The sequence below is a fragment of the Rhizobium sp. TRM95796 genome, from assembly GCF_025779995.1.
In the GTDB taxonomy this organism is placed as follows: domain Bacteria; phylum Pseudomonadota; class Alphaproteobacteria; order Rhizobiales; family Rhizobiaceae; genus Rhizobium_E.
This window is the reverse complement of record NZ_JAOXHE010000004.1, coordinates 58,651-73,213: the sequence shown is the minus strand read 5'-3', so window position 1 is coordinate 73,213 and position 14,563 is coordinate 58,651. Positions and strand designations below refer to the sequence as shown.

The following is a 14,563-nucleotide window of genomic DNA, read 5'->3' as shown; positions in this document are numbered from 1 at the left end:
GCGCTAAAGCCTGCGCTTGCAAGCGCCGACGCCGCCGATGCGCGGCGCGCTACAATTTGCAAAACAGGAACATATCATGACCCTCACGCTCCACACCGTCGCCGCGGGCTCCGTCCTGCCTCGCCTCAAGGGCCTTTCCACCGTTCTCGCCAAAGCTTCCGCCCATTGCCGGGAGCACGGCCTCGCGGAACAGACGATCCTCGGCGACCGCTTGGCGGCCGATATGTTCGACCTGACGCGCCAGGTTCAGATCGCCACCGATCACACCAAATCCATGCTCTACCGCGTCACCGGCCAGGACGTGCCGTCCCTGCCCGACACCGAAACCAGCTTCGCTGAGCTCCAGGCCCGCATCGAGAAGGCCAAAGCTCTGTTCGAGGCCGTGGATGCCGACGCCGTCAACGCCCGCACCGAGGTCGAGTTCGAAGTGAAATTCCCTTGGGCGACGATGTCCTTCACCGGAGCCTCCTATCTCCTGCAGTTCGGCCTGCCGAATTTCTATTTCCACGTCGCCACCGCCTACGACATCATCCGCAAGAATGGCGTGAAGATCGGCAAGAGCGATTTCCTGAGCGCTTGAACGCATCAGCAAATCCGATTTTCGAAAGCCGGCGATCCTGTCCCGCCGGCTTTTTCTTTGCCGCACGAAATTTCTGATTTACGTACCTCATAATCTTCGCTATGACCCCATCCGGGAGGAATGCGGGCATGAAACCGACGGTTCATGACATTGCCAGGGAAGCGGGCGTCAGCCTCGCCACGGTCGACCGCGTGCTCAACCGGCGTCCCGGCGTGCGCGCCGCCACCCGTGAACGCGTCGAAGCGGCCATCGACCGCATCGGCTTCGTGCGCGACGTCGCCGCCGCCAATCTCGCCAAGAGCCGCACTTATGGGCTGGCCTTCGTCATTCCGGAAAGCGACAATTCCTTCATGCAGGCGCTGCGCGACGAGGTCGCCGCCGCCCGGCTGCGCGGAGCGCTGGAGCGCACCGACATCCGCCTCATCGCCGTGCCCGCTTTCGATGAACAGGCGCTCGCCGCAGCGCTCGACGCGCTGATCGACAATCCGCCCGCCGGCGTCGCCGTGGTGGCGATCGATGCGCCGGCGATCCAGGCGCGCATGGAGCGGCTGCGCGAAGTGGGCGTCGCCGTGGTCACGCTGGTCTCCGATCTCGTCGCCTCCGGCCGCGACCATTTTACCGGCATCGACAATCTCGCCGCCGGCCGCACCGCGGGCTCGCTGATGGGCCGTTTCCTCGCCGGCCGCACGGGCGCCGTCGCTGTGATCGCGGGTTCCCTTCGGCTCGGCGACCATCGCGACCGTCTTACCGGTTTTAGCGAACGCCTCGACGAGATCGCGCCCAGTGTCCGCCTGCTGGAGGTGATGGAGAGCCAGGACGATCCGGCCCGGGTCAAATCTCTGCTGACATCCGCCTTCCGCGATCATCCCGATCTGATCGGCGTCTACAATCTCGGCGCCGGCAATCGCGGCCTCGTCGCTTCACTCGAGCAGACCACAGGCGAGCCCCCGGTGGCGATCGCCCATGAACTCAGCGCGCTGACCCGCAAGGCGCTGGAGGACGGGCTGATCGACGCGATCCTCAACCAGGATCCCGGCCATGAAATCCGCTCCGCAATCCGCGTTCTCAAGGCCCGGGCCGACGGCCTGCCGGTGATCGCGGCGCAGGAGCGCATCCGCATCGACATATTCCTGAAAGACAATCTGCCCTGAAGGGCAAGGGAGGACAACAATGTATCTCGGTCTCGATCTCGGCACATCCGGCGTCAAAGCCATGCTGATGGACGCCGATCAGAACATCATCGGCTCGGCCAATGGCCATCTCACCGTCTCGCGGCCGCATTCCGGCTGGTCCGAACAGGAGCCGTCCGACTGGATCCGCGCTACGGAAGAGGCGCTCGACGCGCTAAAGGCGGCCCATCCGGCTGAACTCGCCGCCGTCAAGGGCATCGGCCTCTCCGGCCAGATGCATGGCGCGACCCTGCTCGACGCCGCAGACCAGGTGCTGCGCCCCTGCATCCTCTGGAACGACACGCGCTCCTACAAGGAAGCCGCAGCGCTGGACGCCGATCCGCGCTTCCGGGCGCTCACCGGCAATATCGTCTTCCCCGGCTTCACCGCCCCCAAACTCGCCTGGGTGAAGAACAATGAGCCCGAAATCTTCGCCAAGATCCGCAAGGTGCTTCTGCCCAAGGATTATCTGCGGCTCTGGCTGTCGGGCGAGCATATTTCGGAAATGTCCGACAGCGCCGGCACCAGCTGGCTCGATACCGGCAAGCGCGCTTGGTCATCCGAATTGCTCGCCGCCACCGATCTCGACGAAAGCCAGATGCCGCGCCTCGTCGAAGGCACGGATAAGGCCGGCGAATTGCGCAGCGAGCTCGCTGGCAAATGGGGCATGGGCGCAGGCGTGGTGATCGCCGGCGGCGCGGGCGACAATGCGGCCTCGGCCTGCGGCATGGGCACCGTGTCGGAAGGCGCGGCCTTCGTCTCGCTCGGCACATCCGGCGTGCTCTTCGCCGCCAACGCCTCCTATCTCCCCAACCCGGCCAGCGCCGTCCACGCCTTCTGCCATGCGCTGCCCAACACCTGGCACCAGATGGGCGTGATCCTCTCGGCCACCGATGCGCTCAACTGGCATGCGGGGGTGACAGGCAAATCGGCGGGCGAGCTGACGGCGGAGCTGGGCGACACGCTTCATGCCCCCGGCCCGGTCACCTTCCTGCCCTATCTCTCCGGCGAGCGCACGCCGCACAATGACGCGAAAATCCGCGGCGTCTTCACAGGCCTTGGCCATGAATCGGGCCGCGCAGCGCTGACCCAAGCCGTGCTCGAAGGCGTCGCCTTCGCCTTCCGCGACAATCTCGAAGCGCTGAAATCCGCCGGCGCGAGCGTGCCGCGCATGACCGCCATCGGCGGCGGCTCGCGCTCGACCTATTGGCTAAAGGCGATCGCCACCGCGCTCGACACGCCTATCGACATCCCCGCCGACGGCGATTTCGGAGCCGCCTTCGGCGCTGCCCGCCTCGGCCTCATCGCCGCCACCGGCGCCGACCCCGTCGCCGTCTGCACCGCGCCCGCGACCGAAGCCAGCATCGAGCCCGAGGCTGGCCTGCGTGACGTGTTTGAAACCGCGTACCAACGCTACCGCGCCGTCTATCCGGCGATTGCGGCGCTGAACGGCTAAACTTGGCGGCAGCCCCTCATCCGGCTGCCGCCACCTTCTCCCCGCCACAGCGGGGAGAAGGATGATGGAGCACCGTCATCGCCACGATTCCCCTTCTCCCCGTTCTACAGGGAGAAGGTCCCGGCAGGGGGATGAGGGGCCACCGCCCACATCCACCGCCAGAACCACCACCACGAACACCAAACCAAGGAGCAAACACTATGGGTACCGGCTTTTTCGGCACGATCGAAAAGATCAAATTTGAAGGCGAAGGCAGCACAAATCCGCTCGCCTATCGCCATTACAACCCCGACGAAATCGTGCTCGGCAAGCGCATGGAGGATCACCTCCGCTTCGCCATCGCCTATTGGCACACTTTCGTCTGGCCGGGCACCGACCCGTTCGGCGGCAACACCTTCGAGCGTCCCTGGTTCGAAAACACCATGGAAGCGGCAAAACTCAAAGCAGATGTCGCCTTTGAATTCTTCCAGCTGCTCGGCACGCCCTATTACTGCTTCCACGACGCCGATGTGCGCCCGGAAGGCAAGAATTTCGCCGAGAACACCAAGAACCTCAACGAGATCGTCGATTACTTCGCCCAAAAGCAGGCCGAAACCGGCGTGAAGCTCCTCTGGGGCACCGCAAACCTCTTCTCGCATCGCCGCTATATGTCGGGCGCCGCCACCAATCCGGATCCGGATGTGTTTGCGTTCGCCGCAGCGACCGTGAAGACCTGCATCGACGCCACCCACAAGCTCGGCGGTGAAAACTACGTGCTCTGGGGCGGCCGCGAAGGCTATGAGACGCTGCTCAACACCGACCTCAAGAAGGAACTGGACCAGATGGGCCGCTTCCTCAACATGGTCGTGGAATACAAGCACAAGATCGGCTTCAAGGGCGCGATCCTGATCGAGCCCAAGCCGCAGGAACCCTCCAAGCACCAGTATGACTACGACGTCGCCACGGTCTACGGCTTCCTCAAGAACTACGGTCTCGAAAAGGAAGTGAAGGTCAATATCGAGCAGGGCCACGCCATTCTCGCCGGCCACACCTTCGAACATGAACTGGCGCTCGCCAATGCGCTCGGCATCTTCGGCTCGATCGACATGAACCGCAACGACTACCAGTCCGGCTGGGACACCGACCAGTTCCCCAACAATGTCCCGGAAATGGCGCTGGCCTATTACCAGGTCCTGCAGGGCGGCGGCTTCACCTCGGGCGGCACCAATTTCGACGCCAAACTGCGCCGTCAGTCGCTCGACGCCGAAGACCTGCTGATCGGCCATATCGGCGGCATCGATTGCTGCGCCCGCGGCCTGAAGGCGGCCGCCAAGATGATCGAGGAAAAGGCCCTCTCCGTCCCCCTCGACGCCCGCTATGCCGGCTGGGCCAAGCCAGAAAACCAGAAAATGCTGGCCAACGAAAGCCTCGAATCCATCGCCGCCCGCGTCGAAGCCGAGGACATCAACCCGCAGCCAAAATCCGGCAAGCAGGAACTGTTGGAAAACGTGGTCAACCGCTACGTTTGAGGCGGAAGACAGAGGGAGGCGGCGGCGACGCCGCCTCCCTAAACAGTGAAGCGCGCAACTAGCCCAATGGAGCCGGCTCTGACGTCCCGTCTTACCGATCGCTTCGAACAATATCCAAAGCTTCAACCTGAAAGTTCAGCCCAGCACGCCGCGCTGATCGATCTTGTTCATAGTCTGGGGATATCTGGCTCGGTGTTTCACGTCGTTGAGCATGTCGTGGATCAGGGTGAAGACCTCTACACATTACTATGCGACGACCGACTTGTGGTTTCCTTTGAAGTTCCCCGTGGGACGTCGCCCCTTGTCGCTGAGGAAGTCAGCCAAAGAACAGTGTTCCAATATCGCCAGCACATAGGACAGGGTAAGAAACTGATCCGACTTGACCGAACTTTGAACAGCCTGCATGCGCTGTAGGGTTAGTAGTGGGCGGCACCGTCAGTTGCTCGACGCCGAAAACCGGCTGATCTGCGATATCGGCGGCATCAATTGCTGCGCAGGCTGTCTGAAGGTGACGGCGAAAATAGTCAGGGCCAATGTCGGCCACGCTCGACCCCCGTTGCGTTTGCTAGGCCAAGCCCGAAAACCAGAAAATACTGACCTCCGAATGCCTCAAGACATTCGCCACCCGCATCGAAGCCAAGGGTTTCAACTCTCAGTTGAATACCGGCACGCAGGAATGGTTGAAAAAGGCGTTGTGAACCACTACGTCTGAAAGCAGAGATCAGGCAAAGCATCGAGCTCGTGCAGCATTTTCTCGCCAATTTCTACTACTGAAGCAAGATCACAGATCATCTGAGGATGGAATAGAACTGGCTTACCGTCATTCTCATTCGGTCCAAACGAGTGCATCATACAAGGCTGAAATGCCCCAAGCAGCGACTGTTGCCCGCGAAGCTGCCCATAACGACCCATGTCACGGGCTTTCAGAGCTTCAAGGCTCTCTACTTCTAAGCGCCTCCATTCCTTGGCTGCATCGTCATCCATCCTTTTAGGAGGAATATAAAGCGGTACTCGGTGTGCCAAGGCATGGCGGTAATTCTCAAGATAGGCAAACCAATCATTGGTGGTTGCAAGATATGCCTGCATCTGCGTTGACAGGCTTTGCCTGACGATGTTGTGGGCAGGTGTCAATCCGATATTCATCGGCTTAATGGACTTACCCTTATGTTGAATATCGGCTTCCCATACCCACAGTCTGGCGTAGTTATCAATGACTCCGTATGTATTGATCATGAATGCTTGCAGCCAAACAGCGGCATCTTCAATTTCAACCTGCAACGGAGAAACGGTGGCCGGCGGCACCAGATTATAAGCCTGCTCAATACAGCGAACTAGGGTGCGCAGCCGACGTGTGGCCCCATGAGCAACCAGTATTTTTGAGCGCTCGTGCTTATATGCCCTTAAGATGAGTCTCTCGCTTAGATCGCTTTCACGAGCAATCCACTCTTCGAGGCTCGTGCTGAAGTCGGCTATCTGTTCTGCTGAGTACGACATCCTTGGTGCTGCTTGCCCTTTTCCCCATAAAACAGGGCCTCACCCACTGATCCTGTGTAAGGCTCACGGAGTTTTAATGCGTTTCGGAGTCCATACTCGCTGTACTATACTAGAAGGCCGTCTGCAACCCAAACCAACTGAGCGCTGGATCTGATAATTAGACACTGGCAAGTTTTAAAAATTTACCGCGCGCTTAAGCACCTTCTGGAGAGCTTCAAGCTTAACGACTGCGAAGGAGGCCGTATCGATTCCGTGGGGCATTTTTTGCCGTGAAAACACTTTAGCGGCTGAAGGATTGCCTACTTACCGATTACTTCCAAACCATTGCCATCAGGATAAAGCTCACTGCGCCCAACATACCAAAAAGCCCTGTCCCATGACCGACCCCATCCGCACCATCACCCTCACCTTGACCGCCGATGACTACATCGCCGCCAACAAGCTGTTCACGATCAAAACCTTCACCTCACGCTGGCGGCTTGCAGGCTATCTCATCATCCTCGCCATCTTCGTCCTCTCGCTGTTCGCGCCGGAGTCGAGGCGATCTGCATTCACGCCCTTCTACATCATGATGGCCATCGGCTTCGTCCTGCCGTTCTTTCAGTATTTCTATGTGGCGCGGATGGCGGCGCGAAAATCCTATTCGGCGCAGAAGACGCTGCGCTACGAGACGATGGTCGCCTGGACGGAAGACAACGTGACCCTGACAAACCAGCAGGGCGGCGTGACCATTCCCTGGAGCGATTTTCTGAAATGGGCTGATAATGACAGGGTTTTCCTGCTGTTTCAGGGGCCGCGCCTTTTCAACATGCTGCCCAAGCGGGCGCTGACGGCGGCGCAGATCGGCGACCTCAGGGCCATCCTCACAGCCAAGGTCAAACCCGCCTGACTGTCGCGCCCGCGATTGTCGCCGCGCCTTCAGCGCCACAGCCTCCGCATGGACAGTTCTGCGAAGGTAGCCTAAAGTGTCACCAGGTAATACCCAGTCATAGGAACCGAGGACCATGGCGACATCCCTCAAGATCGACGACGACCTGAAGAGCCGCGTTCAGCAGCTTGCCAGCCAGCGTCAGCGTTCGGCGCACTGGATCATGCTCGAAGCGATCAAGCAATATGTGGACCGCGAGGAGGCTCACGAGAGCTTCAAGCAGGACGCCTTGGCGTCCTGGTCCGCCTATCAGGAAACGGGCCGACACCTGACCGGCCAGGAAGTCAGAACCTGGCTGTCCACCTGGGGCGCTGACGATGAAAAGGCGATGCCGGAGTGCCACGAGTAATCGTCACGGAAGGCGCGGCTCTCGGACTGGCGCGTTGCCGGCGGTTTTTGTCCGCAAAAGCGCCGGAAGCCGCCAAACGGGCCGGTCAGGCTATAGCGCGTCAATTCCTCATCCTGGAAACGACTCCGGACATCGGCAGGCCTTTGCCGGAGCAACCTGAACTGCGCGAGTTGCTGATACCGTTCGGAGATTCCGGCTATGTAGCGCTCTATCGCAACGAAGCGGTCGACGATACGGTCTATGTGCTGGCCTTCCGCCATCAAAAAGAAGCGGGATATTGAACGGGTCCAAGGCCCCTACCTCTTCCCCTTCGGCGCCCCCACCGAATTCCGCACCACCAGATCCGGCGCGATCAGAATCTCGGTTTCCTCGGGCTTTTCGTCCTGCAGCAGCTTGAAGAGCAGCGCCATCGCCTGTTTGCCGATCGCGGTGCGCGGCTGGCGGATCGTGGTGAGCGTCGGGTTCATGAAGCTCGCCTGCGGCACGTCGTCGAAGCCGGTGACGGAGAAGTCGCCGGGGATGGAATAGCCGCGCGCGGTCAGCGCCAGCATCACCCCGATCGCCGTCTGGTCGTTGACGCACATGAAGGCCGAGGGCAGCGTGTCGCGCATGAACAGCTGCTCGACGGCAAGGCGGCCGCTTTCGATCGTGCCGTCGCCGGGCATCACCAGCCGCGGATCGAGCTCAAGCCGTGCGGCGCTGAGGCCGTCTTCATAGCCGGCCTTGCGGCGGGCATGCGCGAGCCTTGTGCGGGATTCGCCGATGAAGGCGATGCGGCGATGGCCTTCGGCGATCAACAGGTCGATCGCCTTGCGGGCGCCGGCGGCGTCGTCGACGCCGACATAGGGAATGCCGCCATTATAGACCGGCTCGAAGACGCCGACGCTGGGCGGCAGCCGCGCGGTCATGGTCTGGTGGCCGAAGGGCAGGATGCCGGTGAACAGGATCATCCCGGCCGCCTGGTTGGAATTGAGAAACTTCAGATATTCCAGCCCGCGCTGCGGATCGTTCTGCGTATGGCCGATCAGCACGCCGTAGCCATGCGAGCGCGCCTCGTTTTCCAGTCCCACCAGAATATTGGAAAAATTAGGGTCGCCGATATCGGGCGCCACGACCAAAATCATGTTGGAGCGGCCGAGCCTGAGGCTGCGGGCCATGGCGTTGGTGGTGTAGCCGGTGATGGCGATCGCCTGCGTCACCTTGAGGCGGGTTTCCTTCGCCACCTTTTCCGGCGTATGAATGGCGCGCGAAACCGTCGCGATGGAAACCTCCGCGAGACGGGCGACATCTTCAATTGTTGCGGGGGTGGATTTCGACACGCGCGTCCTCGGTTCCGCCGTTACGGCTGCAAACTACACAGACTCTCGGCAAGGTCAAACGATCCGCCGCTGAAAATTCGAACGACGTGAATGTAAACCTTTACATCACTCCTGTAAAGGTTTACACAATGGCCAACACGGTGGGAAGACCGTGAGGGAGGAAGACCATGACGGCCCCTGAGGCGAGTGAGCGACAGCCTGTTCTGGCTGCGCGCCGGATCAGCAAATCTTTCAATGGCGTACAGGTGCTGTTCAGCGTCGATTTCGACCTGGCCAAAGGCGAGATACATGCGCTGATGGGCGAAAACGGCGCCGGCAAATCCACGCTGGTGAAGATCCTCTCGGGTTTCGAGCAGCCGACCTCCGGCGAAATCCTCCTCGACGGCAAGCCGGTGAGATTGCCGCCCAATGGCGCGGCCGAGGCGCTGGGCATCGTCATCATCCACCAGGAATTCAATCTCGCCGACCATCTCACCGTCACCGAAAGCCTGTATCTCGGCCGCGAAGTCACCCGTTTCGGCGTGCTCGACCGCGCATTCATGCGCCGCGAGACCCGCCGCGTGCTCGACCAACTCGGCTCGCATATCGATGAAAACGCGCTGATCAGTTCGTTGGCGGTCGCCGACAAGCAGATGGTCGAGATCGCCAAGGCGATCAGCCGCGACGCCCGCGTCGTGTTCATGGACGAGCCGACCGCCGTTCTCTCGCGCGAGGAAACGCTGATCCTGTTCGATCAGGTGCGCAAGCTGCGCGACAAGGGCACCAGCTTCGTCTTCGTCTCCCACAAGCTCAATGAAGTCATGGAGCTGACCGACCGCGTCACCGTGCTGCGCGACGGCCAGTGGATCAAGACGGCTCCGACCTCGATGATGGACGGCGAGGCGATCGCGCAATTGATGGTCGGCCGCGAATTGTCGAGCCTCTATCCCGCCAAGCGCGAGCCCGACGTCGATGAGGAGATCGTACTGTCTGTGCGGAATTTGACGACGGGCTATGTCCGCGGCGCGAGCTTTGAGCTGCGCAAGGGCGAAATCCTCGGCTTTTCCGGCCTGATCGGCTCGGGCCGCAGCGAGATGATGGAAGCCGTGGCGGGCCTGCGCCCGCGTCTGTCGGGCGATGTCGAAATTCGCGGCCAGGCCATGCCCTCGGGCGATATCCGCGCCGCAAATGCGCATGGCCTCGCCTATATGACCAAGGATCGCAAGGGCAAGGGCCTGCTGCTCGGCGAAGGCATGACGGTCAATCTGACGCTGCAGAATCTCGACCGCCATTTGAAGACGGTCTATCTCGATCCCAAGAGCGAGACGACCGCCATGGAGCGGGCCCGTCGCCGCTTCGATATCCGCGTGCGCGACGGCAATGTCGTGGCCGGCCGCATGTCGGGCGGAAACCAGCAGAAGCTGCTTCTGGCGAAGGTCATGGAGACCGAGCCCGAGATCGTCATCATCGACGAGCCGACGCGCGGCATCGATGTCGGCACCAAGCAGCAGATCTATCATTTCATCGCCGCGCTCGCCCGCGAGGGCAAGTCGATCATCGTCGTCTCCTCCGAGATGCCGGAAGTGATCGGCCTCTGCACCCGCGTCGCCGTCATGCGCGAGGGCCGCATCGTCGGCATGCTCGAGGGCGAGGAAATCAGCGAACAGGAAATCATGCGCTATGCGGCGGGGCTGAAAGAAAAGCTGGCCAGCTGACGAGCGTGGGGCTCGGACGACAAGATCCGAACGGGGAGAGAGAGACGTGGACATGAGCATCAATGGCGGTGAGACGACGCGGAAGACGCGGAGCTGGCGCGATATCGACATGCGGGCCGTCGCGCCCTTTGCGGCGTTGGCGCTGCTCCTGATCGTCGGGGCGCTGGTCAATCCCAATTTCATCGGCATCAACAACCTCGCCAATGTCGCCACCCGCTCGGCCTTCATCGCCATCATCGCGGTGGGCGCGACCTTCGTCATCTCCTCGGGCGATCTCGATCTCTCGGTCGGCTCCATGGTGGCCTTCGTCGCCAGCCTGATGATCCTGTTCATGAACTCCGGCGTCATCGCCGATCCGGCCTTGATGCTGGCCGCCGCCGCCGCGCTGACCGTCGTCATCGGCGCCGCCTGCGGCCTGTTGAACGGGTTGATCACCACCGTCGGCAAGATCGAACCCTTCATCGCCACCTTGGGCACCATGGGCATCTTCCGCGGTCTCACCACCTGGCTGTCGCAGGGCGGGGCGATCACGCTGCGCTCGCCGGAACAGCAGGAGCTCTATCGTCCCGTCTATTTCGGCTCGGTGCTCGGCCTGCCCGTGCCGATCCTGATCATTCTCGTGGTCACCGCCATCGCCGCCTTCATTCTCTACCGCACCCGCTATGGCCGCCATGTCGTGGCGGTCGGCTCGAGCCGCGATGTCGCCCGCTATTCCGGCGTCGCGGTGGATCGCGTCCGCACCATCGCCTTCGTCATCCAGGGCCTCTGCGTCGCCATCGCCGTGCTGCTCTATGTCCCGCGCCTCGGCTCGACCTCGGCCACCACGGGCATTCTCTGGGAACTGCAGGCCATCACCGCCGTCGTGGTCGGCGGCACGGCCCTCAAGGGCGGCGCCGGCCGCGTCTGGGGCACCATCTGCGGCGCCTTCATTCTGGAGCTGGTCGGCAACATCATGCTGCTGTCCAACTTCATCAGCGAATATCTGATCGGGGCCATCCAGGGCGCGATCATCATCATCGCCATGCTCGTCCAGCGTTCGCTGGCGCGCAAGGGCTGACACGCCGGGTCGGGGGTCGCCCGGTTGGAGGACCGACCCCGCAAAACCTCTAGGGAGAGAGAAACATGCGTATGAAACTGTTCGGACTGGCGCTGGCCATGTCCACCGTCTTCGGCGTCGCCCACGCCCAGGAAACCAAGACCATCGGCGTGTCGATTCCCGCCGCCGACCACGGCTGGACGGCCGGCGTCGTCTACCACGCCCAGCGCGTCGCCGATCTCCTGATGAAGGAGCATCCGGGCCTCAACGTCATCGTTAAGACCTCGCCGGATCCGGCCAGCCAGGCCAATGCGCTGCAGGACCTGGAAACCCAGGGCATCGACGCGCTGGTCATCCTGCCGACCGATCCCGATCCGCTCGTCAACGCCATCAAGGAAATCAAGGGCAAGGGCACCTTCGTGTCGATCGTCGACCGCGCGCCCTCGGTCAACGACAACACCGTCCGCGACCTCTATGTCGCCGGCAACAACCCGGCGCTCGGCGAAGTCGCCGGCAAGTATATCAAGGACAACACGCCCGACGCCCAGGTGGTGGTCATCCGCGGCCTGCCGATCCCGATCGACCAGCAGCGCCAGGACGGCTTCGACAAGGGTATCGAAGGCTCCAACGTCAAGATTCTCGACCGCCAGTTCGGCAACTGGAACCGCGACGACGCCTTCAAGGTCATGCAGGACTACCTGACCAAGTATCCGAAGATCGACGTGGTCTGGTGCCAGGACGACGACATGGCCGTCGGCGTGCTCCAGGCCATCGAACAGGCCAAGCGCACCGACATCCAGTATGTCGTGGCCGGCGCCGGCTCCAAGGACATGATCAAGAAGGTCATGGACGGCGACAAGATGATCCCGGTCGACGTGCTGTATCCGCCGGCGATGGTCGGCACGGCGATGGAACTGACCGCCGCCGCCATCTACGACCAGGTCCCGGTGCATGGCACCTATACGCTGGACGCGACCTTGATCACCAAGGACAACGCCAAGAACTACTACTTCCCCGACTCGCCGTTCTGATCGGAACGGAAGCGCATTGCGCCTCGCCTTTGGGCGGGGCGTTTTTCTGTGTCGCAAGCGCTTTGAATTTTCAGTCCGTTTAAACCCGTTTGCCCGGTTGTGTCGGCAAATCAAACCCTATAAACGTTAACGGAAACGTTGCAGGAGAACGTTCCAGGGAGGAATCATGAAGACGATCAAGGGTCCCGCGCTGTTCCTGGCGCAATTCGCGGGCGACGCCGCCCCGTTCAATTCGTGGAAGACCATCACCAAATGGGCCGCCGACATCGGTTACAAGGGCGTGCAGGTCCCGTCCTGGGACGGCCGTCTGATCGACCTCAAGAAGGCCGCCGAATCCAAGGATTATTGCGACGAATTCGCCGGCGTCGCGCGTGAGAACGGCGTCGAAGTCACAGAGCTCTCCACCCATCTGCAGGGCCAGCTCGTCGCCGTCCATCCGGCCTATGACGAAGCCTTCGACGGCTTTGCGGCGCCGGAAGTGCGCGGCAATCCCAAGGCGCGGCAGGAATGGGCGGTCGAGCAGGTCAAGCTGGCGCTCAAAGCCTCGCGCAATCTCGGGCTCGACGCCCACGCCACCTTTTCCGGTGCGCTCGCCTGGCCCTTCATCTATCCTTGGCCGCAGCGCCCGGCGGGTCTCGTCGAGACCGCCTTCGACGAACTCGCCCGCCGCTGGACGCCGATCCTCGATTACGCCGACGAGCAGGGCGTCGATGTCTGCTACGAGATCCATCCCGGCGAAGACCTGCATGACGGAATCACCTTCGAGATGTTCCTGGAGCGGGTGAAGAACCATCCGCGCGCCAACATGCTCTACGATCCCTCGCATTACGTCCTGCAATGCCTGGATTATCTCGACAATATCGACATCTACAAAGACCGGATCAAGATGTTCCACGTCAAGGACGCGGAGTTCAATCCGACCGGTCGCCAGGGCGTCTATGGCGGTTATCAGGGTTGGGTGAACAGGGCCGGCCGCTTCCGTTCGCTGGGCGACGGCCAGGTCGATTTCGGCGCGATCTTCTCCAAGATGGCCGCCAATGATTTCGCCGGCTGGGCCGTGGTCGAATGGGAATGCGCGCTGAAGCACCCCGAAGACGGCGCCCGCGAAGGCGCGGAATTCGTCAAGGCCCACATCATCCGCGTCACCGAAAAGGCGTTCGACGATTTCGCCGACGCCGGCACGGATGACGCCGCCAACCGCCGCATGCTCGGCCTTTAATCCGCAGCCGATAGCGCCGCGATATCGCCAGCTTCGAGCGCCGTCAGATGGCGCTCGATCTTTCCGATTTCCCAATCCCACCAGGCGATGTCGAGGAGTGTGTCGACGATATGGGGTTCGAAACGCATCCGGATGATCCGCGCGGGATTTCCGCCGACCACCGCATAAGGCGGCGCGTCGCGGGACACGACGGATTCGGCGGCGATGATCGCGCCATGACCGATCGTCACGCCCGGCATGATCGTCGCATTGTGGCCGATCCATACGTCATGACCAACGATCGTGTCGCGCGTCGGAAGGTCCGAGTAACCGTCGATCGTCTTCTGGCTGAAGATGCGAAAGGGATAAGTGGTGACCCCGTTCATCGGATGATTGGCGGAACTGGTGATGAAATAGGCGCCGCGCGCGATCTGCGTGAATTTGCCGATCACCAGCTTCTCCCGGCTGACCGGATAAAGATACGGCGCAAGCAGGCTCGCCGTCTCCTCGATGGGGCGGGAATGGCTGAAATAACTATAGTCGCCGGCCTCGATGCGGGGATGATTGACCGCATTCTTGAGAAACATCGTTTCGCGATAAACCGTCCCATCCGCAAGCGTGATGGGATAAATGAGATCTGGATCTGGAAACGCCATCGCAAAGGCCTTGACTGTTTGTCTGGGGCGCCGAAACCCGGCTAAACGGGCCGAGGCCCATAGTCTCGGCTCTAAACCATGCCCTGCCGGCAGCGCAAGCCGCGCGATGGACACCCTAATCACAACTGAGCCTCAGGGAGGAATA

At 61.6% G+C, this 14,563-nt stretch carries 14 protein-coding genes; 11 read left to right on the top strand and 3 right to left on the bottom strand.

Annotation, left to right across the window (positions count from 1 at the left end):
* The first annotated feature begins 76 nt into the window (after nucleotides 1-76).
* The 4 genes from OCK01_RS09135 (at nucleotide 77) to xylA (ending at nucleotide 4,713) form a co-directional block, all read left to right on the top strand.
* Nucleotides 77-580, top strand: coding sequence for a DUF1993 family protein (locus OCK01_RS09135; protein WP_263823668.1), 504 nt, complete (start codon nucleotides 77-79; stop codon nucleotides 578-580).
* 128 nt (nucleotides 581-708) lie between these two features.
* Nucleotides 709-1,731, top strand: a complete 1,023-nt coding sequence (locus tag OCK01_RS09130; protein ID WP_263823667.1) for a substrate-binding domain-containing protein — start codon at nucleotides 709-711, stop codon at nucleotides 1,729-1,731.
* Between the two features lie 19 nt (nucleotides 1,732-1,750).
* Entirely contained in the window at nucleotides 1,751-3,205 is a 1,455-nt protein-coding gene (gene xylB, locus OCK01_RS09125) for a xylulokinase (RefSeq protein ID WP_263823666.1), read from the top strand.
* Between the two features lie 200 nt (nucleotides 3,206-3,405).
* On the top strand, nucleotides 3,406-4,713 hold the full coding sequence (gene xylA, locus OCK01_RS09120; RefSeq protein ID WP_263823665.1) for a xylose isomerase: 1,308 nt from the start codon (nucleotides 3,406-3,408) through the stop codon (nucleotides 4,711-4,713).
* 702 nt (nucleotides 4,714-5,415) lie between these two features.
* Here xylA and OCK01_RS09115 read toward each other — a convergent pair.
* Nucleotides 5,416-6,207, bottom strand: a complete 792-nt coding sequence (locus tag OCK01_RS09115; RefSeq protein WP_263823664.1) for a hypothetical protein — start codon at nucleotides 6,205-6,207, stop codon at nucleotides 5,416-5,418.
* 376 nt (nucleotides 6,208-6,583) lie between these two features.
* On the opposite strand from OCK01_RS09115, the gene OCK01_RS09110 reads away from it, so the two are divergent.
* From OCK01_RS09110 to OCK01_RS09100, 3 genes are all read left to right on the top strand, one after another.
* Entirely contained in the window at nucleotides 6,584-7,096 is a 513-nt protein-coding gene (locus tag OCK01_RS09110; protein WP_263823663.1) for a YcxB family protein, read from the top strand.
* A gap of 115 nt (nucleotides 7,097-7,211) precedes the next feature.
* Nucleotides 7,212-7,484: a CopG family ribbon-helix-helix protein gene (locus tag OCK01_RS09105; RefSeq protein WP_263823662.1), complete on the top strand. Its 273-nt coding sequence runs from the start codon at nucleotides 7,212-7,214 to the stop codon at nucleotides 7,482-7,484.
* A gap of 26 nt (nucleotides 7,485-7,510) precedes the next feature.
* A complete protein-coding gene (locus OCK01_RS09100; RefSeq protein ID WP_318530236.1) occupies nucleotides 7,511-7,765 on the top strand; it encodes a type II toxin-antitoxin system RelE/ParE family toxin in 255 nt (84 codons plus the stop codon).
* A gap of 15 nt (nucleotides 7,766-7,780) precedes the next feature.
* Here the strand turns inward: OCK01_RS09100 and OCK01_RS09095 are convergent, their stop codons facing one another.
* Nucleotides 7,781-8,803 (bottom strand): LacI family DNA-binding transcriptional regulator, encoded by a 1,023-nt coding sequence (locus OCK01_RS09095; RefSeq protein ID WP_263823660.1) that lies wholly within the window; start codon nucleotides 8,801-8,803, stop codon nucleotides 7,781-7,783.
* Between the two features lie 167 nt (nucleotides 8,804-8,970).
* On the opposite strand from OCK01_RS09095, the gene OCK01_RS09090 reads away from it, so the two are divergent.
* The 4 genes from OCK01_RS09090 (at nucleotide 8,971) to OCK01_RS09075 (ending at nucleotide 13,783) form a co-directional block, all read left to right on the top strand.
* Entirely contained in the window at nucleotides 8,971-10,497 is a 1,527-nt protein-coding gene (locus OCK01_RS09090) for a sugar ABC transporter ATP-binding protein (protein WP_263823659.1), read from the top strand.
* A 52-nt stretch (nucleotides 10,498-10,549) separates the two neighbouring features.
* Nucleotides 10,550-11,554 (top strand): ABC transporter permease, encoded by a 1,005-nt coding sequence (locus tag OCK01_RS09085; protein WP_263824013.1) that lies wholly within the window; start codon nucleotides 10,550-10,552, stop codon nucleotides 11,552-11,554.
* Nucleotides 11,555-11,619: 65 nt separating this feature from the next.
* Nucleotides 11,620-12,564 (top strand): substrate-binding domain-containing protein, encoded by a 945-nt coding sequence (locus tag OCK01_RS09080; RefSeq protein WP_182828235.1) that lies wholly within the window; start codon nucleotides 11,620-11,622, stop codon nucleotides 12,562-12,564.
* Between the two features lie 166 nt (nucleotides 12,565-12,730).
* Nucleotides 12,731-13,783, top strand: a complete 1,053-nt coding sequence (locus OCK01_RS09075; protein WP_263823658.1) for a sugar phosphate isomerase/epimerase family protein — start codon at nucleotides 12,731-12,733, stop codon at nucleotides 13,781-13,783.
* On the opposite strand, the gene OCK01_RS09070 is transcribed toward OCK01_RS09075, so the two are convergent.
* The gene (locus OCK01_RS09070; RefSeq protein WP_263823657.1) at nucleotides 13,780-14,418 is read right to left on the bottom strand and encodes a CatB-related O-acetyltransferase; all 639 of its coding nucleotides are present in this window, start codon (nucleotides 14,416-14,418) and stop codon (nucleotides 13,780-13,782) included. The genes OCK01_RS09075 and OCK01_RS09070 overlap by 4 nt on opposite strands.
* Nucleotides 14,419-14,563 lie beyond the last annotated feature (145 nt).

Excerpts from the sequence above, each read along its gene's own strand:
- OCK01_RS09135 (WP_263823668.1), top strand. The coding sequence starts at position 77 with ATGACCCTCACGCTCCACACCGTCGCCGCGGGCTCCGTCCTGCCTCGC.
- OCK01_RS09130 (WP_263823667.1), top strand. The coding sequence starts at position 709 with ATGAAACCGACGGTTCATGACATTGCCAGGGAAGCGGGCGTCAGCCTC.
- xylB (WP_263823666.1), top strand. The coding sequence starts at position 1,751 with ATGTATCTCGGTCTCGATCTCGGCACATCCGGCGTCAAAGCCATGCTG.
- xylA (WP_263823665.1), top strand. The coding sequence starts at position 3,406 with ATGGGTACCGGCTTTTTCGGCACGATCGAAAAGATCAAATTTGAAGGC.
- OCK01_RS09115 (WP_263823664.1), bottom strand. The coding sequence starts at position 6,207 with ATGTCGTACTCAGCAGAACAGATAGCCGACTTCAGCACGAGCCTCGAA.
- OCK01_RS09110 (WP_263823663.1), top strand. The coding sequence starts at position 6,584 with ATGACCGACCCCATCCGCACCATCACCCTCACCTTGACCGCCGATGAC.
- OCK01_RS09105 (WP_263823662.1), top strand. The coding sequence starts at position 7,212 with ATGGCGACATCCCTCAAGATCGACGACGACCTGAAGAGCCGCGTTCAG.
- OCK01_RS09090 (WP_263823659.1), top strand. The coding sequence starts at position 8,971 with ATGACGGCCCCTGAGGCGAGTGAGCGACAGCCTGTTCTGGCTGCGCGC.
- OCK01_RS09085 (WP_263824013.1), top strand. The coding sequence starts at position 10,550 with ATGAGCATCAATGGCGGTGAGACGACGCGGAAGACGCGGAGCTGGCGC.
- OCK01_RS09080 (WP_182828235.1), top strand. The coding sequence starts at position 11,620 with ATGCGTATGAAACTGTTCGGACTGGCGCTGGCCATGTCCACCGTCTTC.
- OCK01_RS09075 (WP_263823658.1), top strand. The coding sequence starts at position 12,731 with ATGAAGACGATCAAGGGTCCCGCGCTGTTCCTGGCGCAATTCGCGGGC.
- OCK01_RS09070 (WP_263823657.1), bottom strand. The coding sequence starts at position 14,418 with ATGGCGTTTCCAGATCCAGATCTCATTTATCCCATCACGCTTGCGGAT.